Raw genomic sequence first — 25,357 nt, forward strand, 5'->3', positions numbered from 1 at the left:
CTCACGCCTCCCGGCGTCGGTTGACGAGGACCTGGGCGAAGGCGATGACCATGAGCACGGCCATCAGCACGAAGGACGCCGCGCTGGCGTAGCCGATCTGGCCCTGCTGGAAGCCGGTGCGGAAGATGTACTGCACGACGAGGTTGTTCTCCGTGCCCGGGCCGCCGCCGTTGAGGGACTGCAGCAGCGCGTACTCCTTCATCGCCCCCAGGCTGCCCAGCAGGATCACGATGAACGACGTCGGCGCGATGCTCGGCAGGGTGATGTACCGGAAGCGCTGCCACGGCGAGGCGCCGTCGAGGGAGGCGGCCTCGTAGTAGGAGGTGGGCACGTTCTTCAGCGCGGCGACGAACAGCAGCATGTTGAACGCCGTCCCGCCCCACGCCCCCGCGAAGGCGACGACGACCAGCGACAGGTTCGCGTTCGACTGCCACGGGACGGCGCTGCCGCCCAGGGAGGTGATGAGGTAGTTGACGAGGCCGAAGTTCTCCCCGAAGATCCACCGCCAGATGACGCCGGCCACGATCGGTGAGATCAGCCACGGGACGAAGAACAGGATCCGGGCGACCGTCTTGCCCTTGGCGTGCGGGGTGGTCAGCAGCACCGCCATGGACAGCGACAGGACGTAGACCAGCGGCACCGACATCGCCGCGAACACGACGGTGCGGCCGAACGCGGCGTAGAACGCGGAGTCGGCGAAGAGCTTCTGGTAGTTCGCCAGCCCCACCCAGGGCGCGGACCCGACCCCGGTGTAGCTCGTGAACGAGTACCACAGCCCCGTGATCGCGGGCCAGACGAAGAAGAGGGCGAAGAGCACCACGTTGACGCCGACGAACAGCAGCGGCGCGAGGCGGTAGCGCGCCGCCCGCCGGCGGGTGGAGCGGGACGAGCGGGCGGCGGGGGTCGCCACGAGGGCGGCGGGGTCGTCCCCGACCGCCGCGGGGACCGGACCCGGTGCGCTGGGGGGCATCGAACCTCCTGGGGGTGGGCCCGGGCCCGGGTGTCCCCGGGCCCGGCGGGGACGTCAGGCGATCTGCTCGTTGAGCAGCTTGACGATGTTGGCGACGGTCTCGGCCACGGTCTGCTGACCGTTGATGGCCTTGCCCATCTCGTCCTTGGTGGGGTCGGTGGTGATCGCCTTGCCCGCCAGGGTCAGCTTCTCACCCGCGTCGGACCCGGAGGTGGAGATCGGGTCGGCGAGCTGGATCTCCTTCTGGTACAGCGCGTAGCCGTCGAGCGCGGCCTGGTTCGTGCCCGGGTAGGTGATGTCGAGGTCGTTCTCGACGGGCAGCCAGCCGTTCGTGGCGGCGACCTTCGCGTAGTTCGCGGGGTCGTAGAGGAACTCGACGAACTTCATCGCCGCGTCCTTGGTGTCGCCGTTGTCGAAGGCGACGATCTTGCCGCCGGTGTTGATGTCGGTGGCCTGGGTGGGCTGCGCCGGGGTCGGCACGGCGGCCCACTCGAACTGGGTGATGCTCTCGGCGAAGTCCGCGACCTGCCAGACGCCGGAGAAGTAGGCGACGACCTGGCCGCTCTTGAACAGGGCGTTCGGGTCGGCCCCGGAGGTCCAGACCGACTTGGGCATGACGACGTCGTCGTTGATGTCGACGAACTTCTGCAGCACCGCCGTGGTGGCGTCGTCGACGGAGTACTCGGTGCCCTTCTCGTTGAGCTGGAAGCCCTTGGCCCCGTGCTCGTAGACGAAGGCGCGGATGCGGGCCGGGGAGGCGTCGTAGACGAGGTCGTACTTGGACCCCGTCGCCGTGCGCACCTGGGTGGCGGCGGCGAGGAACTCGTCCCAGGTCCACGTGCTGGCCGGGTCGGTCGGGTAGGCGACGCCCGCCTTCTGGAACAGGGTGGTGTTGATGAACAGCCCGGCCGCGGTGATGTCGGAGGGGATCGTGAGGATCTTGCCGTCGTCGGTCTTCTGGTAGAGCTTCTCGTCGATCTTGTTGGTGGTGCTCGTCGCGACCGCGGTGAGGTCCTGGAGCTTGTTGGTCCAGATCGGGTCCAGCGACGGGGCGCTGGCGACGTCGGGCAGGGAGTTCGCCTGCGCGGACTGGCGCAGCTTGGTCTGGTAGCCGTCGTAGGGGACGTTGACGATCTCGACGGTGATGCCCTGGGCGGCCTTGAAGGCGTCGGCGAGGTCGTAGTAGCCCTTGGCCTGCGCGTCGCTGGCCGAGAGCCAGAAGGTGATCTTCTTCGCGTCGCCGCCACCGGCGCTCGAACCGCCGCCCCCGCCGCAGGCGCTCAGGGCGCTGCCGGCGGCGACCGCGGCGAGGGAGCCGAGGAGGACGGAACGCCGGCTGGTGCTGGTACGGGTCATGGTTGGACTTCCTCGTCTCCCGGTCCTCGACCGTCTCCCCCACCCGCCGTCGAGCCGACCTGTGCGGGCCTGCGGGGGAACGGCTCCGCCGTCGTCGGCGGAGCTTGGACGGTACGAGGAAAGGGTTTACCCGTCAAGGCTCTAGAGACTGTGCGGACCGGTTGACTTCACGTCAGGTCATACGCACGATACCGTCGGCGACCCGTGACGCAGCGTCGCCCCGCCCGGCGGCTGACCAGCGCGTTCCCGAATCCCCCCGATTCCCCCCGAGTTCCCCCGAGGACGACCCGTGACCCCACCCCAGCCCTCCCCGCCGCACGGGCACCCCGTGGACGAGGCGTTCACCGCCGCGCTCGTGGCGGACCTCGACCGGCACGTGGCGGGGCTGCTGTCCGGCGACGCCGCGGCCCTGAGCCCGCTGGCGCACCGCGAGACGACGGCCCGCCTCAAGGCCCTCGTCGCGGCGTTCTCGCACCCGGACTCCGCCCACCACCACGACGAGGCCGTGCTGGAGCTCGCCGGCCGCCTGCTCGGCCACCTCGCCGCGGCGCAGACCCCCGGCGGCCTGTTCGACAGCACGAACCTGGCCTCCCCGCCCGACACCGCCTTCACCGTCAACGACTTGTGCCTGACCGCCGGCCTCGCGGCCCGCGAACCGGCCCTGGCCCCCGTGGCCGACGGGCTGCGGCGGATCGGCGAGCGCGCCCTGCCGCCCCTGCTGACCGGCGGGGTGCACACGCCCAACCACCGCTGGGAACTGTCCAGCGCCCTGGCCCGGCTCGACGCGCTCCTCGGGCCCGACCCCGCCGTGCGCGCCCGCGTCGAGCAGTGGCTGGCCGAGGGCGTCGACCTGCAACCGGACGGCATGTACTCCGAGCGCAGCCCGCTGTACGCCGGCGCCGTCACCAACCCCTCGCTGCTCACCCTCGCCGACGAGCTCGACCGCCCCGACCTGCTGGACCCGGTGCGCCGCAACCTGGAGGCGTTCCTGCCGCTGCTCGACGGCGACGGGCTCCTGGAGTCGGTGCACTCCCGCCGCCAGGACCAGCACGAGGCCGGCTACCCGGGCGACCGGTTCCTGCTGCCCTACCGGCGGTTCGCGCTCGCCGAGGGCCGCGCGGACTTCGCCGCCGCCGCCCGGAGCCTGCAGGCCCTCGGCGCGCACGGCCGGCAGGACCTGCCGGAGGTGATGGCCCGTCCTGAACTGGCCGGACGGCTGCCCGACGAACCGGCCGAACCCTGGACCGGCACCGCGGTGTACCCGGCCTCCGGGCTCGCGGTGTCAGCGACGGCCCGCAGCCGGACCACCGTCTTCGGCGGCAGCGACCTGCCGCCGGTCACGACCGTCCGTTCCGGCACCGCGAACTCGGCGACGTTCCTGCGCTTCCGGCACGGCGAGGCGCTGCTGCGCTCCGTGCGGTTCTCGGCGGAGTTCTTCGGCCTCGGCCCCTTCCGCAGCGCCGTGCTCGAACCCCGTCCGGGCGGGTACGTGCTGCGGCAGACGCTGCGCGCCGGGTACTACCAGCCGCTGGCCCCCGCCGACCGCGACCCCGCGGGGGCCTACGCGTTCGGCGACGAGGGCCGCTTCCACGCCGCCATGGCCTTCGAGCGCCGCCCGGTCGACGCGGTGGAGCTCACCACCGAGGTCGTGGTGGACCTGCTGGAGGACGGGGTGGACCTGACGGTCCGGACCACCGGCGCGGCGACGTCGTTCGCGCTGGAACTCGCCTTCCGGCCCGGCGGGACCCTCGAGGGCGTCGAGCAGGACGCCGACGGCACGCGCCGGCTGACGGGCGGGGAACTGCGGTACACCGTGGGCGGCGACCAGATCGTCGTGGGCCCCGGTGGCGGCCGCGACGAACCGGCCCGCATCGACCCCGGTGAGCAGTACGGCTACCTCGGCGCCGACCTGCCCGCCCACGGCGAGGTCGTGTTCGTCACCGGACGCACCCCCGGAGTGCAGCACGTGCGCCTGCGGGGACGCTCGGTGGCCGCAGGCTGACTCGGGTCCGGGGTGGCGCGCGACGTCACCCCGGACCCCGGGTCCTCAGAGGGCGCGGACGCTCTCGGCCTGCGGGCCCTTCTGGCCCTGGCCGACCTCGAACTCCACCCGCTGTCCCTCCTCGAGGGCGCGGTAGCCGTCGGCCACGATGGCGGAGTAGTGCACGAACACGTCCGCACCGCCGTCGTCGACGGTGATGAAGCCGTACCCCTTCTCGGCGTTGAACCACTTCACGGTGCCCTGAGCCATTGCTTCTCCTGGTGGTGCAGCGAGCGGAAGACGCCTCCGGCGCGCGCCGGACACGGGTCTCACGCTGCCCGCGGCCACGCGGCCGTGAGCGAGGCCCGACGCGCTCTGCCCCGAGGGGACGACTGCTCGCCGAACTGATCGACCGAGGCTCAGATTAGTGCGGGGAGGGGCTGGTGGGACAAGGTTCGACGAACCTCGTCTTCACGAGATGGTCACGGAACGCTCGCTCAGAGCGCGCCGCGCGCCAGGTCGAGCAGCGGCCCGAGGACCGAGCGCAGCCCCACGACGAGGCCGGCGACCACGACCGCCGCGAGCACCCCCCACGCGAGGACCAGCACGAGGACCCCCAGCGGACCGCGACGGGTGCGGTGCGCACCCCGGCGCGCGGCCAGCTGGCGGGTCCGGGTGCGGCTCAGGGCTGCACGCCCAGGCGACGGGCCGAGCGCGCCCGCTGCCGGCTGGAGCGCATGCGGCGCAAGCGCTTGACCAGCATCGGGTCGTGCGCCAGCGCGGCCGGGGAGTCGATGAGGGCGTTGAGCAGCTGGTAGTACCGCGTCGGGGACAGGTCGAAGAGTTCGCGCACGGCCTGCTCCTTGGCCCCGGCGTACTTCCACCACTGGCGCTCGAAGGCGAGGATCTCGGCGTCGCGCCGGCTCAGCCCCTCGGGCAGCTCGCCCGACGGTGCGCCGGCCTGCTCGTGCTCGTCGTGCCCGATGCGCGCCGTCGCGTCCGACCGCTCCACGTGCCCACCCCTCCGTCACCGTCAGGCCCCCCGGCGGTGCCCAGCGGTCGTGAGTCTAGGAGGGCATCACACGCGTGTCATTCACCTGGCCGCGCGCGCCGGGGGCTGGGTACGGTCCCACGCGTGACTCCCACCCCAGCGTTCCCGCAGACCCCGCAGGACCCGGCCGGCCTGGGCCTGGACGACCTCGACCCGGGCTGGGCGCAGGCCCTGGCCCCCGTGCGCGCGGACCTGGAACGGATCTCGGCGGCGCTGGCCGCCGAAGCCGAGACCTGGTTGCCCGCGCCCCAGGACGTGCTGCGCGCGTTCCGGCAGCCGTTCGCCGGGGTGCGGGTGCTGCTCGTCGGGCAGGACCCCTACCCCACGCCCGGGCACCCGGTCGGGCTGAGCTTCGCCGTGGAGCCGCACGTACGGCCGCTGCCGCGCTCGCTGGTGAACATCGGGCGCGAACTGCGCGAGGACGTCGGCGTCGAACCGCCCGCGCACGGCGACCTGTCGAGCTGGACCGAGGCGGGCGTCCTGCTGCTCAACCGCGTCCTGACGGTGCGCGCCGGCAGCTCCGGCTCGCACCGCAGGCTCGGCTGGCAGGTGGTGACCGACGCGGCCGTGCGCGCCCTCGCCGCCCGCGGCGGTCCGCTCGTGGCGCTGCTGTGGGGCCGCGACGCCCAGCAGGTGACGCCGCTGCTGGAAGGTGTGCCCGTGGTCGCCGGGGTCCACCCGAGCCCGCTGTCCGCCTCGCGCGGGTTCTTCGGCTCGCGGCCCTTCAGCCGCGTCGACGCGCTGCTGCGCGAGGCCGGCGGGGACGGGATCGACTGGCGCCTGGAGTGAGGCCGGGGTTCCGGCACGTTGTCCGGCGCTGCGCGCTGGCTCCATCCCCGGTCTCGATGAACGGGACCGTTGAGTCAACGTGCCGGAACCCGAGCGGCCCCGTGACGGCGGGCGCGGGGCGTAGGGCACGATCGGCCCCATGACGGCAACGGTGCACAGCAGTCCCTTCGGCCGGACCCGCCGCGGGGAACCCGTGGAGCGTTGGGAGCTGCGGCTGCCCTCGGGCGCGAGCGCGGCCGTGCTGACCCGCGGGGCGACGCTGCAGCAGGTCCGCGTGCCGGACGCCGCGGGCGACCTCGGCGACGCGGTCGTCGCGCTGCCGGACGTCGCGGCCTACGAGGACGCCGACGGGTACCCCGGGGCCGTCGTCGGCCGCGTCGCGAACCGCATCGCGGGCGGGCGGTTCAGCCTCGACGGCGTCGAGCACCGGGTCCCGCTCAACGACGGCGTCAACGCGCTGCACGGCGGCCTCGAGGGTTTCGACCAGCGCGTGTGGTCGGCCTCGCAGGTGGACGTCGACGGGGTCCCGGGGGTCCGGTTCGCCCTGCGCTCGCCCGACGGCGACATGGGGTTCCCCGGGACGCTCGAGGCGGCCGTCACGTACTCGCTGCGCGAGGAGGGCTCCGCCGTGGTCCTGCGCCTGGACTACGCGGCGACGACCGACGCCCCCACCCCGGTGAACCTCACGAACCACGCGTACTTCGCCCTCGACGGGGCCGGGTCCGTGGAGGACCACGTCGTGCGGCTGGCCGCCGCGCGGTACCTGCCGGTGGACGCGAACCTCATCCCCACCGGGGAGCTCGCCGCGACGGCCCGCACCCCGTTCGACTTCTCCTCCCCCACCCGGATCGGCGAGCGCCTGCGCGACGCCGACGACCAGCTCCTGCGGGCGGGCGGGTACGACCACTGCCTGGTGCTGGACGGGCCCGGGACCCTGCGCGAGGTCGGGACGGTGACCGGTTCGCGCTCGGGCCGCACGGTGGCGGTCCGCACGGACCTGCCGGGGCTGCAGTTCTACTCGGGCAACTTCCTCGACGGCTCGTGGCGCACTGTCCAGGGCCGGCCGGTCCGCCAGGGCGACGCGGTGTGCCTGGAGACGCAGCTGCTGCCCGACGCCGTGAACCAGCCGCTGCTCGGGGACTCGGTCGTGCGCCCGGGTGAGGAGTTCACCTCGACGACCGAGTACGTCTTCTCGGCCTGAGGGCGGGACGACGACGGCGACGGGGGCACCTCGTGCACCCCGTCGCCGTCGGCCCCGTGCGGTCAGTTGATGTGCTTGCCGCCGTCGACCTGGTAGCTGACGCCGTTGACGAAACCGGCGTCCTGCGAGAGCAGGAACGCGACCATCGCCGCGATGTCGGCGGGGGTCCCGACGCGGCCGACGGGGATGCCCGCGGCCATGCCGGCCTTGCGCTCGTCCGTGAGGGTCCCGCCCATGATGTCGGTGTCGATCGGGCCGGGCAGGATCGCGTTGGCGGTGATGCCGTGCGGGCCGAGTTCGCGCGCGGCGCCGCGGGTCAGGCCGAGGACGGCGGCCTTGGCGGCGGCGTAGGAGGTCTTGGAGAACGTCCCGCCCCCGTCGACCGCGGTGATCGAGGACGTGTTGACGATGCGCCCGACCCCGAGGTCGATCATGCGGCGGGCGGCGGCCTGGATCATCAGCAGCGACCCCGTCGCGTTGACGGCCATCGTCCGGTTCCAGCCCTCGACCGTGAGGTCCATGAGGGGGGTCGGGTCGGCGATCCCGGCGAGGTTCACCAGGCCGACGACGGGCGGCAGGTCGGCGTCGAACCGCTCGAACGCGGCGGCGACGGACTCCGGGGAGGAGATGTCGGTGACGGCCCCGGAGACCTCGACGCCGGCGTCGGTGAGTTCGCGGGTGATCTCGGCGACGCCGTCGGCAGAGATGTCGACGAGGCCGAGGCTCCAGCCGTCGGCCGCGAGGCGGCGGGCGACGACGCGGCCGATGCCGCGGGGGGCGCCGACGCCGGTGACGACGGCGGTGCGGCGGGCGGGGAACTCCATGGTGGTCTCCAGGGTGTGGTCGGGTCAGCGGACGGCGTCGGCCGTGGTCGCGGGGGCGTCGGCGGGGGCGGTGCGCAGGAACCTCGTGCCCAGCAGGAACAGTGCTCCCAGGACGGCCATCCCCGCCAGGGCGAACAGCCCCGCGGTGCTGGAGTCGAACGTCTCCTCGGCCCAGACGCGGATGTTCGGGGCGATGAAGCCGCCCAGGTTCCCCAGGCCGTTGATGAGACCGAAACCCGCTGCCAGCGCGGCACCGCTGAGGTAGCGGGTGGGCAGGGTCCAGAACAGCGGCTGGCAGGTGACGAAACCGACGGCCGCGACGCACAGGGCGACGATCGCGACCACGGCGTTCTCCGCGACGGCCGAGACCGCGATGCCGATGCCGGACAGGACGAGCAGCGCGGCGCCGATCTCGCGGTGCCGGCCGGTGCGGTCGGCGAACCGGGGCAGGAGGGCGATGGTGACGAAGGCGCAGGCCCACGGGATCGAGGTGAGCAGCCCGACCTGGAACCCGACGTCGCGTCCGGTGATGCTCGCCACCTGGGTCGGCAGGAAGAACGTCAGGCCGTAGACCGCGGCCTGGATGCACAGGCAGATCAGGCAGAAGTACAGCACGCGGGGGTTGAGCAGCGCCTTGGCCCAGCCCTGGTGCCCACCCACGGCGGCGCGGTCGGCGTTGTCCGCCTCGAGCCGGGCGAGCAGGGCGTCGCGTTCGGGGGCCGGCATCCAGGCGGCCTTCTCGGGCCGGTCGGTCAGGTAGAACACGGCGACGATCCCGACGAGGACCGCGAGGACGCCCTCGACCATGAACAGCCACTGGTACCCGGCCAGACCCCCGAACCCGTCGAGTTCCAGGAGCCCACCGGACAGCGGGCCGCCGACGATGTTGGCCAGCGGCAGGCCCATCTGGAACAGGCCGGTCGCGAAGGCGCGCCGGTCCTCGGGGAACCAGTACGTGAGGTAGAGCAGGACGCCGGGGAAGAACCCGGCCTCGGCGACACCGAGGAGGAACCGCAGGACGTAGAACATCGTCTCGCCCTGCACGAACATGAACGCGGTGGCGATGATGCCCCAGGTCACCATGATCCGGGCCATCCACCAGCGAGCGCCGACCCTGTGCATGATCAGGTTGCTGGGGACCTCGAACAGGGCGTAGCCGACGAAGAACAGGCCCGCGCCCAGCGCGTACGCCGCGGCCGACAGGCCGATGTCGGCCTCGAGCTCCTCCTTGGCGAACCCGACGTTGCTGCGGTCGAGGAACGCGATGACGTACATCAGCAGCAGGAACGGGATGAGCCGCTTGGCCGAGCGGCGGACGGCGGAGTCGACCAGCGCGGTCTGCTCTCCGGTGGTGGGCGTGCTCACGGGCTCTCCAGAAGACGTCATCGTTCACAGAGGTCGTCCAGGACGGACGAGAGTGCTCGGGCGATAAAACATCCAATAGGATGTTGCTGTCAACGTGAGCGCGGTCGACCCGCGACGACGCGGACGGTCAGCGGCCGGCGCTCGCGCGGTCCTCGATGGCCCGGCGCCGGACGGCTTCGAGGTGCTCGCGCATGCGCTCGGCCGCCGCGGCCCCGTCCTTCGCCCGCAGGGCCTGCACGACCGCCGTGTGCTCGTCGATCGCCGGGCCGGCGTCGGTCACCCCGCGCTGGACGAGCCGGAACCGGAACCGCTGCAGCTGACCGTTCAGGCCCTCGAACGCGTCGGCCAGGAACCGGTTGCCCCCGGCGTGGTTCACCAGCCGGTGGAACTCGTTGTCGGCCCGGTGGTAGTCCTGGTACTCGGTGAACGACGGCCCCTTGGGGGCCCGCGCCATGCGCTCGACGGTCTCGCCCAGCCGCGCCAGCAGGTCCTCGTCGACCGCGGCGGCCGCCGCCGCGACGTTGTGGCACTCCAGCAGCAGCCGGGCGTCCATCAGCTGGTCGATCTCCTCGCGGGACAGCAGACCCGCCACCCGGTACCCGCGCATCGCGACGCGTTCGAGCAGACCCGTGGACTCGATGCGGGCCATCGCCTCGCGCACCGGCGTCGGGGAGACCCCCAGCAGCCGGGCGAGCCCGTCGATGCTCAGCGCCTCCCCCGGTTCGGCGTTGCCGTCCATCAGCCAGGCCAGCAGCGAGGTGTGCACCGAGTCGGCCAGCGAGGCGCGCGCGGGGACGGACGGCGGCGCGGGGCGGGACGGCACCGCGAGATCGTACCCACCGCCGGTCGGCCCCCCGCGCCGCAGCGGGTCCCCCGGCCCGTCCCTCAGAAGGAGGCGAGCAGGGCCTGCACCGACGCCCGGGCGTCGTCGGCGAGCGCCACCAGGTGCAGGCGCAGCGGTTCGAGGTCGCGCAGCGGCACGAAGACCAGGTCGTCGGAGCGGTGCGCGGAGGCCACGGCCTCGGAGGTGATGGCCATGGCCCGGCCCGTGGCGACGACGGCCAGCATCTCCTCGACCGTCGTGGCGGCGGGCCCCACGACGACGGGGACGGCCCCCGAGGGCCGGGGGTCGACGAGCCAGACGTCGCGCTCGCTGCCGGCGTCGACGATCGGCTCGGCGTCCAGGTCCCCGATCGACAGCGAGCTGCGGGCGGCCAGCCGGTGCCCGGCGGCGAAGACGGCGACCCGGCCGATCCCGGCGACGTCGACGGACCGCACGCGCGGGTCGGGGTCGGCACCCGGCGGCCGCTGCTGGAAGACGACGTCGACCTTGCCGTCGACGAGGTCGGCGACCTCCCGGCCCCACGGGACGTGGCGCAGCACGACGTCGAGCCCGGGGCTCTCCTGGGCGGCCTCGACGAGCCGCGTCGAGACCCACCGCGGGGTCGACGTGCCGATCCCCACGGTCAGCCGTTCCCGCTCGCCGGCCTCGGCGATGCGCCGGGCGCGCACCAGGGCTCGGTCGAGGAGCTCGGTGATGCGCTCGGCGTCGGCCACCAGGGCCTGGCCCGCGGGCGTCAGGGGGTTGCCCTCCCGGGCGACGCCGCGGGCGTCGCGCACGACGAGCCGGCCCCCCACCAGGGACTCCACGCGGGCCACGGCCTGGCTCAGCGCGGGCTGGGACATCTGCAGGGAGGCCGCGGCGGTGGTGAAGCTGCGGTCGCGGGCGACGGCCAGCAGGTAGCGCAGCGACCTCGCGTCGAGCTCGCCCTGGCCCCGCCCCGACCGTTCCTCCACGGCGTCGATGGTCCCAGAGGAGTCCCGTGCGCGACACGCAGGGTGCGAGGTGCCTACGTTGTGCTCGTGCGTCCGCTCGTCTCGCTGCCGAAGGTCCACGTGCACGCCCACCTGGACGGGTCGTACCCCCGCCAGGCCGTGCTCGACCTCGCCCGCCGCCGCGGCGTCGGCCTCGACCTGCCCGCCCGGGCCTCCTCCGGCGAGCCGGAGCGCTGGCCGGACGTGTGGGGGTTCTTCGACGCCTACGGGCGCGTCCCGGCGCTCGTGCAGGACCTCGACGACCTCGCCGGGTTGTGCGAGGCGCTCGTGGCGCAGGAGGCCGCCGAGGGCGTCCTGTTCCTCGAACCGGCGGTCGAACCGCAGTTGTACGCCCCCCGCCTGGGCAGCCTGCGCGACGTGACGCGGGTGGTGCTGGAGGCGTTCGCCACGGCGGGCCGGCGGCACGGGATCGAGGTCGGCGCCCTCGTGACGGTGAACACCGACCAGGACGAGCCGGTCGCCGCGGACCTGGCCGCGCTCGCCGCCGAGTTCGCCGGGGCGGGGGTGACGGCGTTCGGGACGGCGGGGTTCGAAGAACCCTCTGGCCTGGAGCGGTTCGCGTCCTGCGCGGCCGCGGCCCGGGCCGCGGGCCTGCCGGTGGTGGCGCACGCGGGCCAGACCGGGGGGTGGGAGTGCGTCGCCGAGGCCGTCGACGTGCTGGGCGCGACACGGATCTCGCACGGGATCAGGTCGGTGGAGGACGCCGGGTTCGTCCGCCGGCTCGCCGAGACCGGGGTCGTGCTCGACGTCGCGCCCGTCTCGAACGTCGCGCTGGGGATCGTCCCCGACCTCGCCGCGCACCCGGCGCCCGCCCTGCACGCCGCGGGGGTCGCGCTGACGCTCAACGCCGACGACCAGCTGTGGTTCGGGCGCGGCGTCGGCGACCAGTACGCCGTCGCGCGCGACGTCTGGGGCCTGCCGGACACCGAGCTCGCGGTCCTGGCCGGCAACGGGCTGCGCGTCGAGGGGATGAGCGCGACGACGCGGCAGCGGTTCGGCACGGCCCTGGCGCAGTGGCTGGCGGCCCCGTGACGCTGCTGCTGTCGGCGTTCGAGATCAACGGGCCGAACCTCACGAGCCAGGGGTTGTGGGCCCACCCCGAGCAGCAGACGGTGCGCTACAAGGACCTCGAGCACTGGCTCGACCTGGCGCGGTTGCTGGAGGACGGCGGTTTCGACCTGCTGTTCCTCGCCGACTCCCCCGGCTACCCGGTGCTGCGCGGGCGGACCCCGGACGTCACGTTCGAGCAGGCCGTCGAGATGCCGACGAACGACCCGATGCTCCTGGTCCCCGCCATGGCGGCCGTCACGCGGCGCCTGGGGTTCGCCGTGACGGCCTCGACGACGTTCGAGGGGCCCTACCCCAACGCCCGGCGGTTCGCGACGCTGGACCACCTGACGCGCGGCCGGATCGGCTGGAACGTCGTCACCACGTCCTCGCCCGTCGTCAGCGAGCTGCACGGGCGGCCCCCGCTGCCCGCGCACGACGTGCGCTACGACGTCGCCGACGAGCACCTGGCTCTCAGCTACCGGTTGTTCGAGGGGTCGTGGGAGGACGACGCCGTCCTCGTCGACCAGGACGCCCGCCGCTACGCCGACCCGGGCCGGGTGCACCCCGTCCACCACGACGGCCGCTGGTTCTCCGCGCACGGCTACTTCAAGGTCGAACCGTCCCCGCAGCGCACCCCGGTGATCTTCCAGGCCGGGACGAGCGAACGGGGCCGGGAGTTCGCCGCCGAGCACGCCGAGGTGGTGTTCCTGCAGGGCCGCGACGCGGCGACGCTGCGCCGGCACGTGCAGGACCTGCACGCCCGCGCCGCCCGGCACGGGCGCGCGCCGGGGTCGGTGCGCACGCTCGTCGGGCTCAGCGTCGTGCTGGGCCGCGACCGGGCGCACGCCCGCGAACGCCTCGAGGAGTACCTGTCGTGGGTGGACGTCGACGCGGCCCGGGCCTACTTCGCGTCGATGACGGGCGTCGACCTCGCGGCCCTGGACCCCTCGGGCAGCTTCTCGGACGTGCGGACCGAGGGCGGGCGCACGCAGGTGGAGCGGTACCGGGGCGAGACGGTGGCCGGGGCCACGGCCGACTTCCTGCGGTTCGGGATGCGCGAGTTCGTCCTGACCGGCACGGCGGGCGACGTCGCCGACGACCTCGAGCGCCTGCTCGCGGACACGGGGGCCGACGGGTTCAACGTGACCCCGTTCGTGGTGCCCGGCTCCTACGCCGAGTTCTGCGCCGAGGTGGTCCCCGAGCTGCGCCGTCGCGGGCTCGTCGCCGACCGCCGCCCGGGCGCGGCGCCCTCTACGCTGCGCGAGGCGGTCTTCGGGGCGGGTCGCGCCAGGCTGCCCGCCGACCACCCCGCGGCCCGGTTCCGGCACGTCCACGAGGAGCGGGCGTGAGCGGTGAGCGGCACGGTGGTGCCCGTCGTCCGGGTCGTGGACGCGAGGCACCGACAGGTTCGTCCCGAGGCTGGAGCCAGCGAGCAGCGCTGGACCGCGACCAGGAGCAGGAGGCACCGTGAGCGAGGTTCCCGCGACCCCCCGGACCCGGGTGGGCGGTGTCGACGTCGAACTGAACGGCGTGAACGCCGTCTCCGAGGCCGAACGCCACGGCCGGCCCCGCGACCTGTTCTGGCCCTGGTTCGCCGCCAACGTCTCGGTGCTGGCCGTCAGCTACGGCTCGTTCGTGCTGGGGTTCGGGATCTCGTTCTGGCAGGCGAGCGCCGTATCGGTCGTGGGCGTCGTCGCCTCGTACGTGGTCGTGGGGCTGGTCGCGATCGCGGGCAAGCGGGGCTCGGCGCCGACGATGACGTTGTCCCGCGCCGCGTTCGGGGTCCACGGGAACCGGTTGCCGTCCCTGGTGTCGTGGCTGCTGACGCTGGGCTGGGAGACGTCGCTGGCCGCGGTCGCGGTGCTGGCGACCTCGACGGTGCTGGGCCGGCTCGGGGCCGGCGGCGGGACGGGGACCAAGCTCGTCGCCCTCCTCGTCGTCGTGGGCCTGATCGTCCTGGGCGGGACGCTGGGGTTCACCGTGATCATGCGCATGCAGCGCTGGATCACGGTCGTCACGGCGGTGCTGACCGTCGCCTACGTCGTCTTCGCGGCGGGCTCCGTCGACTGGGCGACGGTCAGCGCGATCCCGGCCGGGGACACCGCCGCGGTCGTCGGCGCCTTCACGATGGTCATGACCGGGTTCGGCCTGGGCTGGGCCAACGCGGCGGCCGACTACTCCCGGTACCTGCCGCGGGACGCCTCCAGCGCGGGGGTCGTGGTGTGGACGACGCTCGGCTCCTCGCTCGGCCCGGCGGTGCTGCTCGTGTTCGGCGCGCTCGTCGTGGGCTCGAACCCGGGCCTGAGCGAACTCGTGGGCCAGGACCCCGTCGGGGCGCTGACCGGCATCCTGCCGACGTGGTTCCTCGTGCCGTTCGTGGTGGTGGCCGTCCTCGGCCTCGTCGGCGGCGCGGTCATGGACATCTACTCCTCGGGCCTGGCGCTGCTGAACGTGGGGCTGAGGGTCCCGCGGCCCGTCGCGGTGCTCGTCGACGCGGTCCTGATGATCGCCGGCGCGGTCTACATCGCCTTCTTCTCGGCCAACTTCCTGATCCCGTTCCAGGGGTTCCTCATCACCCTGGGGGTGCCGATCGCGGCGTGGGCGGGGATCTTCCTGGCCGACCTCGCGGCGCGGCGCGGCGGGTACGCCGAGGCCGAGCTGCTCGACGCCCGCGGGCGCTACGGATCGGTGCGCGTGCTGCCCGTGGTCACGATGGTCGTCGCCACGTTCCTGGGCTGGGGCCTGGTGACCAACGGCGGAGCGAGCTGGCTGACCTGGCAGGGGTACCTGCTGGGGCCGATCGGGGGCCGCGACGGCGGGTGGGCCTACGCCAACCTCGGCGTGCTGCTGGCGTTCGCGGTCGGGTTCGCCGTCGTCGCGGTGTTCGGGCGCGCGGCGGTGCGCGCCCAGGAGGCTCGCCGCTGACCCGGGTCCGGGACCGTTGACGCATCGGTACGAACCTTTCGCACCGATGCGTCAACGGTCCGACGAACCGGACCGGACAGGACGCCGCGACGAGCGCGCCCCGAGGGTCACGCGCGCTGGACGACGACCTTCGGCGGCGTCTGCAGGGTCTGGGCGATGACGCAGTAGCGCTCGGCCAGGGAGATCATCTTCGCCTCGGTCGCCTCGTCGGCGTCGGAGGTGAAGTCGAAGGTGATGGTCACGTCGGTGATCCCGACCGGCACCTCGCGGGCGACGCCGAGCGTGCCGCGGGCGTCCCAGTGGGCGTCGACGGTCACCGACGCGTTGCGCAGCTCGACGCCCATGGCGGTCGCCACGCTGCGCAGGGTGACACCGGCGCACGCCGCGACGGCTTCGCAGAGCATGTCGGCCGAGCACGCCTCGGTGCCGTCGCCGCCGGCGGCGGGGTGCAGCCCGGCGCGGGTGGTGCCGGCGAAACCGTCGACCGAGACGCCGATGGACTGCCCGTCCAGCACCGCCACGGCCCGCGCGGGGACCAGCGCCTCGGCCGGGTCCTCGCGGTAGGCGTCCTTCAACGGCTTCTGCAGGGCCCTGAGCTCGGTCGAATCCACCGCCGAAGCTTAGGCCCCCCGCGGGGCGCGCCCGCAACCTCGGACAGACTGCGGGGGTGAAGTGGACCACTGCCGTCAGGACCCTCGAGGACGTCGCCGACCGCTGCGCGCACGTGGGCCGCCAGCCCGAGGGGATCATCCGCCTGCGGGTCTTCCAGGCGTGGGTGTTCGGGCCCCTGCTGGGGCCGCGGACGGACGACGTCGACGACGTGGACGGCGTGCGGGTCGCGCTGGTGACGAACGCGCGCGAGGAGGACTGCGCCTTCGGCACGCGCCCGCCGGCCGCCGGGCAGTGGCTGGCCGCCTCGAGCCTGGAGACGAAGCCGGTGCGGCTGTTCTTCCGGTCCGGGCAGGCGCCGGTGTGGAACCACGTGGTCGAGCGGCCGGTGCGGTTCTGGACCCGCGAGGACGGGGTGGACCCCGAGGTGCTCGCCCGGATCCGTGCCGGGGAGGGCAGCGGGCTGCGCCCGGCGGCGCCGACGGCCACCGAGCTGGCCGGGCGCCTCGACGCCGAGCTGGCGGTGAGCCTGGCCGCGCTGCGGCGCACGGCGGTGGAGTACGACGAGAAGCGGTGGTCGCCGGGGTCGCCGACCAAGCGCGCGGACGCGCTGGCCGACGCCTCCCTGGGGTACCTGAGCGTGCGCGACGCGCGGGATAGCCTGTCCGCGTGAGCGAGGAGAGCACCCCCGGCACCGCCGGCGAGAAGCTGGCCTACCGGCTCCTGACGGGCCCGGACGACCGGTCGTTCTGCGAGAAGGTGAGCGCGGCCCTGGCGGACGGGTACGTCCTGCACGGCAGCCCGTCGGTGACGACGACGGACGGGCGCACGATCGCGGCGCAGGCCGTCGTGCTCCCCCACGTCCTGGGCTGAGCCCACCGGTCCGCCCGGAGCCGGGCGGACGTGCGGCACCCGAACCCGTTTCTGCTGCCCGCCAGGCGGTGTTAAGGTTCGGGCAGGTCATGAGTGACAGCGACAAGCCCTGGCTCGCTGTCCGGCAACCCTCCTCCGCGGCGGGGTGCCCCAGGTGAAGACCTGGCCGGACGAACCCGTCCGGCAAGCGCGGATCGTCGGACGCCGTCGATCACGGTAGCTGCGAGCCGCGCGCCCGCCCGTACGACCACCCGGAGTGCCTTCGTGTCCACCGCCCCCGCCCTTCCCGACAAGCCCAAGCGCCGTGGGCTCCTCTACGGCATCATCGCCGCCGTCGTCGTCGTCGTGGTCGTCGTCGTGGCGATCGTCCTGGGCACCCGGGACGACTCCGCGAAGACCACGGCCGCCGGCTCCACGGCCGCCGCGAAGACCGTCAAGATCGGTGTCGCCGACAAGTCCCTGAAGTACTGGACGCCCTACGTCGAGCTCGCGAAGTCGAAGTACGACGTGGACGTCGAGCTCGTGAACTTCTCCGACTACACCCAGCCGAACCCGGCGCTGTCGCAGAACCAGCTGGACCTCAACCAGTTCCAGCACATCCAGTACCTCGCGAACTACAACGCGACGTCGGGCGACGACCTGCAGCCCATCGGCGCCACCGCCGTGTACCCGCTGCCGCTGTACTCCCTGACCGCGAAGTCCGTCGCCGAGCTGCCCGCCGACGCGAAGGTCGCGATCCCGAACGACGCGATCAACGAGGCCCGCGGCCTCCTGGTCCTGCAGCAGGCCGGTCTGGTCACGCTGAAGGACGGCGGCACCGCGTTCTCCAAGACGAACGACATCGAGTCGTCCAAGGTCCAGGTGACCACCGTCGCCGCCGACCAGACCGCGAGCGCCCTGCAGTCCGGGTCCGTGGCCGCCGCGATCGTGAACAACAACTACGCCACCAAGGCGAAGCTGCCCGTCGACGACATCATCGTCAAGGACGACCCGTCGTCCCCGGCCGCGGCGCCGTACGTGAACATCTTCGCCGCCCGCAAGGCCGACGTCGCCAACCAGACGTACCTGGACCTGGCCGCGCTGTGGCACGACCCGGCCGTGCAGAAGGTCTTCCTCGAGGAGAACCCGGGCGCGGTCGTCCAGGACACCCCTGCCGCGGACCTGCAGGCGGAGACCACCAAGGTCGAGGCCGACGCGAAGGCCGCCGCGGGCAAGTGACCGCTCTCATCTCGCTGACGGACGTCAGCAAGAGCTTCGACCGTCGTGACGGGTCCACCGTCACGGCGGTCGACGCCGTTTCGCTGGAGGTCGAGACCGGCGAGGTCCTCGCGGTCATCGGCTACTCGGGGGCCGGGAAGTCGACCCTCGTCCGGCTGCTCAACGCGCTGGAGAAGCCGACGTCGGGCAGCGTCCTGGTCGCCGGGCAGGACCTCACGCGGTTGTCCGAGGGGGAACTGCGGGCGGCCCGCTCGAAGATCGGGATGATCTTCCAGCAGTTCAACCTGTTCCGGTCCCGCACGGTCGCCGGGAACGTGGCGTACCCGTTGAAGGTCGCGGGCGTGGCCAAGGCCGAACGCGACCGGCGCACCGCCGAGCTCCTCGACTTCGTGGGGTTGCTGGACCGGGCGCACTCCTACCCCGAGCAGCTGTCGGGCGGGCAGAAGCAGCGCGTCGGCATCGCGCGGGCGCTGGCGACGAACCCGCCGCTGCTGCTGTGCGACGAGGCGACGAGCGCGCTGGACCCGGAGACGACGACCGAGGTGCTGTCGCTGCTGCGCCGGGTGAACTCCGAGCTCGGGGTGACGATCGTCGTCATCACCCACGAGATGGACGCGGTGCGCCAGATCGCCGAGCGGGTCGCGGTCATGGAGAACGGCCGGCTCGTGGAGATCGGGGACGTGTACGACGTGTTCTCGGACCCGCAGACGCCTGCGGCGCAGCGCTTCGTGCGCAGCGCCACCCACGACCGCCCCTCGGCGGACACCCTGGTGCGGTTGCGTCACCAGCACCCCGGACGCCTCGTCAGCGTCCGCATCACCGACGAGGCCGGTCTGCAGCAGCGGATCGACACCGCGTTCCGGGACACCGGCACGACCGCCGAGCTCGTGTACGGAGGGGTCTCGGAGATCCGCGAGCGCCGCACCGGGTCGCTGACCTACGAACTCACCGGGCCCTCTGTCGACGCGGCGCTGGACGCGCTGCGCGCCGGGGGCATCCACGCGACCGAGGAGGTCTGAGCATGGACTTCAGCGGTTTCCTCGACACGCTCGACGTGTACAAGGACGCGATCTGGCAGACGCTGCTCATGTCGCTCGTCTCGCTCGTCGTCTCCGGGGTGCTCGGGCTGGTGCTCGGGACGGCGCTGTACGCCACCCGCCCCGGGAACCTGTTCGGCAACCGGCTGGTGTTCGGCGTCATCGGGTTCGTCGTGAACCTGGTGCGGCCCATCCCGTTCGTCATCTTCCTGGCCGCGATCACGCCGCTGCAGATCGCGGTGGTGCGCACGAGCATCGGGACGACGGCCGTCACGTTCGCGATCTCGCTGGCGGCGGCGTTCGCCGTGGCGCGCATCGTGGAGCAGTCGCTCGTGAGCGTCGACCCGGGGGTGGTCGAGGCGGCCCGCGCGGTGGGGGCCTCGCGGTTCTCGATCCTCGTCGGCGTCGTGGTCCCCGAGGGCCTGGGGCCACTCATCCTGGGGTATACGTTCATCTTCATCGGGATCGTCGACATGACGGCGCAGGCCGGGATCGTCGGCGGCGGCGGGCTGGGCGAGTACGCCATCAGCTACGGCAAGCAGCAGTACGACTACGGGATCATCTACGTCGCCGTGGCGACGATCATCGTCATCGTGCAGGTGGGGCAGGTCATCGGCAACCGCCTCGCCCGCGGGGTCATGAGGAGGTAGGGCCGACGACGATCGGCGCGTTCGTGTCCGCCGGCCCCCGCCACGCCGACGGAGTCGCTGCGTGGCGGGGACCGGCGGGCACGAACCCGGGCGCCGTGAGGAGTCGGCCAGAAGATCACGGGCAGACGACCTGCCAGACGTCGGCGTGCATCTCCCACCGCTCGGAGGTCTGCGGGTCGGTGACCTCGCCGTCGGAGTTCAGCCGGAACGTGCCGTCCTCGGCGCGGATCTCGACGACCTTGCCCGTGGCGGTCACGACGTCCTGCCGTTCGACGTGGACGCCGCGGCGCAGCCCGGCGGCGAACCCGAGGCGGGCCAGGGGTCCGGTGGAGGTGCTGACGACGACGTCGGCGAGCCCGTCGTGGGGGTCGGCGCCGGGCACCAGGGGGGTTCCCCCGCCGATGGTGCCGCCGATGCCGATGCCGGCCATGAGGACGGGCCGGCCGGGCGGGGTGAGGACCTTCCCGTCGACCTCGACGCGCAACGCGAAACCCCTCCCGGCGCTGATGCCGGCCCAGGCGGCCCCGACGGGGTAGGCGGCGACGCCGAGGCCCTTCTTCAGCCGCTGCGCCTTGGCGGTGGCCGAGGCCCCGATCCCGGCGTGGACGGTGTTGACGGTGATGCGCTGGTGGGAGTCGACGAGCAGTTCCAGACCGCGGGGGCGGCCGGTCGCGGCGACGCGGGCGGCGGCGACGGGGTCCAGCGGCAGCCGCAACGAGCGGGCCAGGTCGTTGCCGGTGCCCAGCGGGACGACGCCGAGGGGTCCCACGTCGCGGGTCCGGCCGGCGTCCCACAGCAGTTGCAGCGCGGCGTGCAGGGACCCGTCCCCGCCGAGCAGGACGAGGCGGCGCCCGTCGGCGCTCAGCAGGGCGTTCCGCAGGTCGTGCAGGTCCCCGGTGCGGCGCAGCTCGACGTCGCCGGCGCGGCCCAGCTCCCCCACGACGGCCTCGACGGCGTCGGCGCGGGCCGATCCGGCGGCGGCGTTGACGATGGCCAGGTACCCGTTCACACGCGGCACAACGGTCCGGCGCCCCGGCGGGTGCCGGGCCGTGGCCGGCCTCACAGCCGGGCCCGCACCCGGGCCCCCCGCCGAGCCTCCGGCGGGCCCCGCCGAGCCCCCCGCCGAGCCGGTCACGACGCGCCGCTCGCGACGCACCTGTGCGGTACCTGGATGCGGGCCCAGGATCGGGTTAGCCTCGGACCACGCTGACGAGGAGGTCACCGATGCCCGCTCCCGCCCCCGGGGACGACCCGTACGAGGACGTCCGCTCCTCCCCCGAGTTCCAGGCCCTGCGCCGGCGCTTCCGCCGGTTCGTCCTGCCCCTGGCCGCGCTGTTCCTGGTCTGGTACGCCGCGTACGTCCTGCTCGCCGACTACGCGCACGGGTTCATGAGCACCCGGGTCGCCGGCTCCAACATCACCGTGGGGCTGCTGTTCGGCCTCGGCCAGTTCGTCTCGACCTTCGCCATCACGACCGTGTACGTGCGGTGGGCGAACCGGCGCTTCGACCCCGCCGCGGAGGCGCTGCGGCACGAGGTCGAGCAGCGCGTCGCGCGCGGCACGGAGGTGCAGCGGTGACCGACGTCGGCGAACCCCTGGTCAACGTCGCCATCTTCGTCGTGTTCGTCGCGGTGACGCTGGTGGTGGTGCTGCGCGCCAGCCGCGGCAACCGCACGGCCGCCGACTTCTACGCCGGGGGACGCTCGTTCACCGGGCCGCAGAACGGCATCGCGATCGCCGGGGACTACCTGTCCGCGGCGAGCTTCCTGGGCATCGCGGGGGCGATCGCGGTCTACGGCTACGACGGGTTCCTCTACTCCATCGGGTTCCTCGTCGCCTGGCTCGTGGCGCTGCTGCTGGTGGCCGAGCTGCTGCGCAACACCGGTCGCTTCACCATGGCCGACGTCCTCAGCTTCCGGCTGGCCGAGCGGCCCGTGCGGCTGGCCGCGGCGATCTCGACGCTGGCCGTCTCGTTCTTCTACCTGCTCGCCCAGATGGCCGGGGCCGGGGGGCTGGTGGCGCTGCTGCTGGGCATCGACTCCACCGCGGGGCAGAACGTCGTCATCGCGGTCGTGGGGACGCTGATGATCCTGTACGTCCTCGTGGGCGGCATGAAGGGCACGACGTGGGTGCAGATCATCAAGGCGTGCCTGCTGGTCGCCGGGGCCGCGGTCATGACGGTCTGGGTGCTGGCCCGGTACGGGTTCAACCTCTCCGACCTGCTCGGCGCGGCCGTGGCCGCCCCCGGGTCGGCCGGTGACGCGCTGCTGGGGCCGGGGGCGCAGTACGGCGCGACCGGCACGTCGCGGCTGAACTTCCTGTCGCTGTCGCTGGCCCTGGTGCTGGGGACGGCGGGCCTGCCGCACGTGCTCATGCGCTTCTACACGGTGCCGTCCTCCCGGGAGGCCCGGCGCAGCGTCGTGTGGGCGATCTGGATCATCGGGTTCTTCTACCTGTTCACCCTGGTGCTGGGCTACGGCGCCGGCGCCCTGGTGGGCAAGGAGGCCATCCTCGCCGCCCCCGGGAAGGTGAACTCCGCGGCCCCGCTGCTGGCCTACGAACTGGGCGGGACGATCCTGCTGGGGATCATCGCAGCCGTCGCCTTCGCCACCATCCTCGCCGTCGTGGCGGGGCTGGCGATCACCGCCAGCGCCTCCTTCGCCCACGACGTGTACGCCTCGGTGATCAAGCGGGGGAAGGCCGACCCGGCCTCGGAGGTGCGCGTGGCGCGCCTGACCGTGGTCGTCATCGGCGCCGTGGCGATCGTCGGGGGGATCTTCGCCAACGGGCAGAACGTCGCGTTCCTCGTGGCCCTGGCCTTCGCGGTGGCCGCCAGCGCGAACCTGCCGACGATCCTGTACTCGCTGTTCTGGCCGCGGTTCACCACCCGCGGGGCGCTGTGGAGCATGTACGGCGGGCTCGTCTCCTGCCTGGTGCTCATCGCCTCCTCCCCCGTGGTGTCCGGGAAGGTCGACCCGGTGACGGGCGCGTCGCTGTCGATGATCCGGGACACCTCGGTCGACTTCTCCTGGTTCCCGCTGGAGAACCCCGGCCTGGTGACGATCCCGCTGGCCTTCCTGCTCGGCTGGCTCGGCTCGGTCACCGGCCGCGAGCGCGGGAACGAGCGGCGCGCGGCGCAGATGGAGGTGCGCAGCCTCACCGGGGCCGGCGCGGAGAAGGCCGTCGAGCACTGAGGGTCGCGCGCGGGTTCACAGGTGCACCCAGGAACCGTCGGGGCGGGCCACCTGCCCGCCGTCGTCCCACCGGTACACCGACCGGCCGCGCACGACGACGTGCAGGGCGCGGGACATGACCTCGAGGGGGTCGCCGGACCAGACGACGACGTCACCGTCCAGACCGGGAGCCAGGGACCCGACGCGGTCGTCGATCCCGAGGATCCGCGCCGGGTTCACGGTCAGGGCCCGCAGGGCCTCGTCGCGGTCGAGGCCCTCCTTGACGGCGAGGGTCGCCGAGACCGGCAGCAGCTGGATCGGGACGACGGGGTGGTCGGTGGTGAGCGCGACCCGCAGCCCGGCGCCGGCGAGGATCCCGGGGACGGCCATCGACCGGTTCCGCAGCTCCGGTTTGGACCGGGACGTGAGCAGCGGCCCGACGACGGCGGGCAGCTGCTTGTCCCGCAGCAGGTCCAGCACGAGGTGGCCCTCGGTGACGTGGTTCAGGACCAGCCGGTAGCCGAACTCGTCGGCGAGGCGGACGGCGGTGGCGATGTCGTCGGCGCGGTGGGCGTGCTGCTGCCACACGAGCTCGCCGGCCAGGACGCGGGCGAGCACCTCGGCGTCGCGGTCGGTGGACTCCGGGGTGTGCCGCTGCGCGGCGCTGAAGGCGTCGCGCAGGGCGGCGGCCACGCCCATGCGCGTGCCGGGCCCGCCGGAGGCCTTCTTGGGGTTCTCCCCCAGGGCGCTCTTCACGCCGATCGGGGCGCGCACGAGCATGTCGTCGACCGTGGTGCCCCACGTCTTCAGCGCCGCGGTCTGGCCGCCGATGACGTTGCCCGAGCCGGGCAGCACCGCGACGGTCGTGACCCCCGCGCCGAGGGCGTCGGCGAACCCCCGGTCGGCCGGGTCCACCCCGTCCCAGCTGCGCAGCCGGGCGCCGCGCGGTTCGCCCTTCTCGTTGACGTCCGCCCCGTGCCAGCCCTCCCCCTCGGCGTGCACGCCGAGGTGGGTGTGCGGATCGACGAAGCCGGGCAGGACGAGGCAGCCGGTGGCGTCGACGACGGGTACGCCCGCCGGGACGGCGACGTCGCCGACGGCCTCGACGCGGCCGTCGCGGACCAGGACGGTGCCGTGCTCGCGTTCACCGCCCCAGGCGGGGGTCAGGCGCAGGAGGGTGCCGCCGACGATCGCGACGTCTGCCGTGGGGTTCACGCGATCACTGTGTCAGTCCCGCGGCGGGGACGCCGTCCCGGACGGCGGGACCGGGTCAGCAGCTGTGCGCCAGGCGGGCCAGTTCGCTCTCGACGGCCGCCAGGAGCCGCGAGACGTCGACCAAGAGGTCCGCGTGGGTGTCGGGGAAGCGCAGGGGCCACGGCAGCCGCGGCTCGGACCCCACGACGACGCGGTGCCGCACCCCGGCGGCGAGGGCGAGCTTGGCGAACGTCGGGTAGACCAGCGACCGGGGGGTGAGTTCCACGACGCTCGCGCCCGGGCGGCAGAACACGAGGTTCGTCAGTCCCGCCCCGTGGACCCCGACCACGATGTCGGCCTCGGCGAAGGTCCGGGCCTCCTCGGTGATGCTCAGCGCCGCCGGGTCGACGACCTCGAACCCGCGACGGGCCAGCGCCTCGAGCACCGCGTCCGCGTTGAGCAACCGCCTGACCTGCCCGTCGCGGTGCAGCAGCAGCCGACGGCCCGTCCCGGTCGGGGGAACCGGCAGGGCCGCCCGGCGGACCAGGTCCACGGTGGGGGCCGAGACCCAGCGGTTGCGCCCGGGCACGCTGGACACGACCAGCCGGTCGGTCGAGAACTGCGCATCGGCGTCGACCACCTCGACGCGCCGGGAGGCCGGCACCCCGAGCAGGTCCAGCCACTGGGCCACGAACGCGGGCGCCCGGCCGGGGACGAGCCACTGGTCGACGTCGTCCAGACTCCCCCCCAGCGCCCGCCGCACGTGCAGGACGCGGGGGACGGTCTGGACGGTCCAGTGGTAGTAGTTCGGCGACCACGGCATCAGCAGGGAGACGGTCGTCCCCGGCAGGTGCACCGGCGGTCGCAGCGACCGGGACGGCGGCAGCAGGGAACGGGCCGGGAACCCCGCCTCCTGCCAGAGGTCCTCGACCAGCCGCCCGTCGTGGAAGACCCAACCCTCCCGTCCGGTGAGAGTTGCCCGCGGCAACTCCAGGACGAACTGCTCGGGCACCGAGGTCACGTCGCGCTGGCGGATCGCGCGACGGTCCGCCGCGTCGAACTCCCCGGGGACGGTCAACCGGACCTCGTGCCCGGCCTCCGCCGCGTGGTAGCGGATCCCGGGCCCGGCCAGGGCCCGGGCCCGCACCCCCGGCACCGTGGCGTGGCGAACCCCGCGGGCGAACCGCTGCACCGCCCTCACCTGGTGCGCCCCTGCGCTCACCGCGAGGTAGCGCCACCCGACCCGTCCGTCCAC

Annotated in this window: 25 protein-coding genes and 1 riboswitch; of the genes, 13 read left to right on the forward strand and 12 right to left on the reverse strand. The window is 73.5% G+C overall.

The window, feature by feature from the left end; translation table 11 throughout:
* Position 1: 1 nt before the first annotated feature.
* Both CLV37_RS17550 and CLV37_RS17555 read right to left on the reverse strand, forming a co-directional pair.
* Positions 2-970, reverse strand: a complete 969-nt coding sequence (locus CLV37_RS17550; protein ID WP_106212760.1) for a carbohydrate ABC transporter permease — start codon at positions 968-970, stop codon at positions 2-4.
* A gap of 54 nt (positions 971-1,024) precedes the next feature.
* Complete coding sequence (locus CLV37_RS17555; RefSeq protein ID WP_106212762.1) at positions 1,025-2,326, reverse strand: extracellular solute-binding protein; 1,302 nt, start codon at positions 2,324-2,326, stop codon at positions 1,025-1,027.
* A gap of 289 nt (positions 2,327-2,615) precedes the next feature.
* Between CLV37_RS17555 and CLV37_RS17560 the strand changes: the two genes are divergently transcribed.
* Positions 2,616-4,328 carry a hypothetical protein gene (locus tag CLV37_RS17560; RefSeq protein ID WP_106212764.1) on the forward strand — a complete coding sequence of 571 codons (1,713 nt, stop codon included), beginning with the start codon at positions 2,616-2,618 and terminating at the stop codon, positions 4,326-4,328.
* Between the two features lie 45 nt (positions 4,329-4,373).
* Here CLV37_RS17560 and CLV37_RS17565 read toward each other — a convergent pair whose 3' ends face one another.
* Both CLV37_RS17565 and napA read right to left on the reverse strand, forming a co-directional pair.
* Positions 4,374-4,577 carry a cold-shock protein gene (locus tag CLV37_RS17565; protein ID WP_106212766.1) on the reverse strand — a complete coding sequence of 68 codons (204 nt, stop codon included), beginning with the start codon at positions 4,575-4,577 and terminating at the stop codon, positions 4,374-4,376.
* Between the two features lie 412 nt (positions 4,578-4,989).
* Positions 4,990-5,292, reverse strand: coding sequence for a nucleoid-associated protein NapA (napA, locus tag CLV37_RS17570; protein ID WP_106213118.1), 303 nt, complete (start codon positions 5,290-5,292; stop codon positions 4,990-4,992).
* A gap of 198 nt (positions 5,293-5,490) precedes the next feature.
* Between napA and CLV37_RS17575 the strand changes: the two genes are divergently transcribed.
* Positions 5,491-6,147, forward strand: coding sequence for a uracil-DNA glycosylase (locus CLV37_RS17575; protein ID WP_106213120.1), 657 nt, complete (start codon positions 5,491-5,493; stop codon positions 6,145-6,147).
* A gap of 139 nt (positions 6,148-6,286) precedes the next feature.
* Entirely contained in the window at positions 6,287-7,348 is a 1,062-nt protein-coding gene (locus CLV37_RS17580) for an aldose epimerase family protein (RefSeq protein WP_106212768.1), read from the forward strand.
* 62 nt (positions 7,349-7,410) lie between these two features.
* On the opposite strand, the gene CLV37_RS17585 is transcribed toward CLV37_RS17580, so the two are convergent.
* The 4 genes from CLV37_RS17585 to CLV37_RS27715 form a co-directional block, all read right to left on the reverse strand.
* On the reverse strand, positions 7,411-8,172 hold the full coding sequence (locus CLV37_RS17585; protein ID WP_106212770.1) for an SDR family NAD(P)-dependent oxidoreductase: 762 nt from the start codon (positions 8,170-8,172) through the stop codon (positions 7,411-7,413).
* A 24-nt stretch (positions 8,173-8,196) separates the two neighbouring features.
* Positions 8,197-9,558: an MFS transporter gene (locus CLV37_RS17590; RefSeq protein ID WP_170127333.1), complete on the reverse strand. Its 1,362-nt coding sequence runs from the start codon at positions 9,556-9,558 to the stop codon at positions 8,197-8,199.
* A 106-nt stretch (positions 9,559-9,664) separates the two neighbouring features.
* Positions 9,665-10,360, reverse strand: coding sequence for a GntR family transcriptional regulator (locus tag CLV37_RS17595; protein ID WP_106212774.1), 696 nt, complete (start codon positions 10,358-10,360; stop codon positions 9,665-9,667).
* 62 nt (positions 10,361-10,422) lie between these two features.
* On the reverse strand, positions 10,423-11,334 hold the full coding sequence (locus CLV37_RS27715; RefSeq protein WP_170127334.1) for a LysR family transcriptional regulator: 912 nt from the start codon (positions 11,332-11,334) through the stop codon (positions 10,423-10,425).
* 66 nt (positions 11,335-11,400) lie between these two features.
* Here CLV37_RS27715 and CLV37_RS17605 point away from each other — a divergent pair, with 66 nt between their 5' ends.
* The 3 genes from CLV37_RS17605 to CLV37_RS17615 all read left to right on the forward strand — a co-directional run bounded on the left by CLV37_RS17605 (position 11,401) and on the right by CLV37_RS17615 (position 15,348).
* Positions 11,401-12,405 carry an adenosine deaminase family protein gene (locus CLV37_RS17605; protein ID WP_170127335.1) on the forward strand — a complete coding sequence of 335 codons (1,005 nt, stop codon included), beginning with the start codon at positions 11,401-11,403 and terminating at the stop codon, positions 12,403-12,405.
* Positions 12,387-13,772: an NtaA/DmoA family FMN-dependent monooxygenase gene (locus CLV37_RS17610; RefSeq protein WP_170127336.1), complete on the forward strand. Its 1,386-nt coding sequence runs from the start codon at positions 12,387-12,389 to the stop codon at positions 13,770-13,772. The genes CLV37_RS17605 and CLV37_RS17610 overlap by 19 nt, the downstream gene beginning before the upstream one ends.
* A 118-nt stretch (positions 13,773-13,890) precedes the next feature.
* Positions 13,891-15,348 (forward strand): purine-cytosine permease family protein, encoded by a 1,458-nt coding sequence (locus tag CLV37_RS17615; RefSeq protein ID WP_106212780.1) that lies wholly within the window; start codon positions 13,891-13,893, stop codon positions 15,346-15,348.
* Between the two features lie 107 nt (positions 15,349-15,455).
* Here the strand turns inward: CLV37_RS17615 and CLV37_RS17620 are convergent, their stop codons facing one another.
* Complete coding sequence (locus tag CLV37_RS17620) at positions 15,456-15,959, reverse strand: OsmC family protein (RefSeq protein WP_106212782.1); 504 nt, start codon at positions 15,957-15,959, stop codon at positions 15,456-15,458.
* A gap of 56 nt (positions 15,960-16,015) precedes the next feature.
* Here CLV37_RS17620 and CLV37_RS17625 point away from each other — a divergent pair, with 56 nt between their 5' ends.
* The 5 genes from CLV37_RS17625 to CLV37_RS17645 all read left to right on the forward strand — a co-directional run bounded on the left by CLV37_RS17625 (position 16,016) and on the right by CLV37_RS17645 (position 19,735).
* Positions 16,016-16,630, forward strand: coding sequence for a DUF7711 family protein (locus CLV37_RS17625; protein WP_106212784.1), 615 nt, complete (start codon positions 16,016-16,018; stop codon positions 16,628-16,630).
* Positions 16,627-16,830, forward strand: a complete 204-nt coding sequence (locus tag CLV37_RS17630; protein WP_106212786.1) for a DUF1737 domain-containing protein — start codon at positions 16,627-16,629, stop codon at positions 16,828-16,830. The genes CLV37_RS17625 and CLV37_RS17630 overlap by 4 nt, the downstream gene beginning before the upstream one ends.
* Before the next feature lie 85 nt (positions 16,831-16,915).
* Positions 16,916-17,026: riboswitch (SAM riboswitch) on the forward strand.
* A 68-nt stretch (positions 17,027-17,094) separates the two neighbouring features.
* Positions 17,095-18,048, forward strand: a complete 954-nt coding sequence (locus tag CLV37_RS17635) for a MetQ/NlpA family ABC transporter substrate-binding protein (RefSeq protein WP_106212788.1) — start codon at positions 17,095-17,097, stop codon at positions 18,046-18,048.
* A complete protein-coding gene (locus CLV37_RS17640; RefSeq protein ID WP_106212790.1) occupies positions 18,045-19,067 on the forward strand; it encodes a methionine ABC transporter ATP-binding protein in 1,023 nt (340 codons plus the stop codon). Before CLV37_RS17635 ends, CLV37_RS17640 begins: the two co-directional genes overlap by 4 nt.
* Positions 19,068-19,069: 2 nt before the next feature.
* Positions 19,070-19,735, forward strand: coding sequence for a methionine ABC transporter permease (locus CLV37_RS17645; RefSeq protein WP_106212792.1), 666 nt, complete (start codon positions 19,070-19,072; stop codon positions 19,733-19,735).
* Positions 19,736-19,850: 115 nt separating this feature from the next.
* Here the strand turns inward: CLV37_RS17645 and CLV37_RS17650 are convergent, their stop codons facing one another.
* Positions 19,851-20,744 carry a diacylglycerol/lipid kinase family protein gene (locus tag CLV37_RS17650; RefSeq protein ID WP_170127337.1) on the reverse strand — a complete coding sequence of 298 codons (894 nt, stop codon included), beginning with the start codon at positions 20,742-20,744 and terminating at the stop codon, positions 19,851-19,853.
* Positions 20,745-20,959: 215 nt separating this feature from the next.
* Between CLV37_RS17650 and CLV37_RS17655 the strand changes: the two genes are divergently transcribed.
* Both CLV37_RS17655 and CLV37_RS17660 read left to right on the forward strand, forming a co-directional pair.
* Positions 20,960-21,313 carry a DUF485 domain-containing protein gene (locus tag CLV37_RS17655; protein ID WP_106212796.1) on the forward strand — a complete coding sequence of 118 codons (354 nt, stop codon included), beginning with the start codon at positions 20,960-20,962 and terminating at the stop codon, positions 21,311-21,313.
* Positions 21,310-22,929, forward strand: a complete 1,620-nt coding sequence (locus CLV37_RS17660; RefSeq protein WP_106212798.1) for a solute symporter family protein — start codon at positions 21,310-21,312, stop codon at positions 22,927-22,929. The genes CLV37_RS17655 and CLV37_RS17660 overlap by 4 nt, the downstream gene beginning before the upstream one ends.
* A gap of 15 nt (positions 22,930-22,944) precedes the next feature.
* On the opposite strand, the gene CLV37_RS17665 is transcribed toward CLV37_RS17660, so the two are convergent.
* Both CLV37_RS17665 and CLV37_RS17670 read right to left on the reverse strand, forming a co-directional pair.
* Positions 22,945-24,123 carry an amidohydrolase gene (locus tag CLV37_RS17665; protein WP_106212800.1) on the reverse strand — a complete coding sequence of 393 codons (1,179 nt, stop codon included), beginning with the start codon at positions 24,121-24,123 and terminating at the stop codon, positions 22,945-22,947.
* Positions 24,124-24,178: 55 nt separating this feature from the next.
* Positions 24,179-25,357 (reverse strand): glycosyltransferase family 61 protein, encoded by a 1,179-nt coding sequence (locus CLV37_RS17670; RefSeq protein WP_146149459.1) that lies wholly within the window; start codon positions 25,355-25,357, stop codon positions 24,179-24,181.

This window comes from Kineococcus rhizosphaerae, assembly GCF_003002055.1.
GTDB lineage: Bacteria > Actinomycetota > Actinomycetes > Actinomycetales > Kineococcaceae > Kineococcus > Kineococcus rhizosphaerae.

Excerpts from the sequence above, each read along its gene's own strand:
- CLV37_RS17590 (WP_170127333.1), bottom strand. The coding sequence starts at position 9,558 with ATGACGTCTTCTGGAGAGCCCGTGAGCACGCCCACCACCGGAGAGCAG.
- CLV37_RS17645 (WP_106212792.1), top strand. The coding sequence starts at position 19,070 with ATGGACTTCAGCGGTTTCCTCGACACGCTCGACGTGTACAAGGACGCG.
- CLV37_RS17555 (WP_106212762.1), bottom strand. The coding sequence starts at position 2,326 with ATGACCCGTACCAGCACCAGCCGGCGTTCCGTCCTCCTCGGCTCCCTC.
- CLV37_RS17550 (WP_106212760.1), bottom strand. The coding sequence starts at position 970 with ATGCCCCCCAGCGCACCGGGTCCGGTCCCCGCGGCGGTCGGGGACGAC.
- CLV37_RS17565 (WP_106212766.1), bottom strand. The coding sequence starts at position 4,577 with ATGGCTCAGGGCACCGTGAAGTGGTTCAACGCCGAGAAGGGGTACGGC.
- CLV37_RS17580 (WP_106212768.1), top strand. The coding sequence starts at position 6,287 with ATGACGGCAACGGTGCACAGCAGTCCCTTCGGCCGGACCCGCCGCGGG.
- CLV37_RS17585 (WP_106212770.1), bottom strand. The coding sequence starts at position 8,172 with ATGGAGTTCCCCGCCCGCCGCACCGCCGTCGTCACCGGCGTCGGCGCC.
- CLV37_RS17655 (WP_106212796.1), top strand. The coding sequence starts at position 20,960 with ATGCCCGCTCCCGCCCCCGGGGACGACCCGTACGAGGACGTCCGCTCC.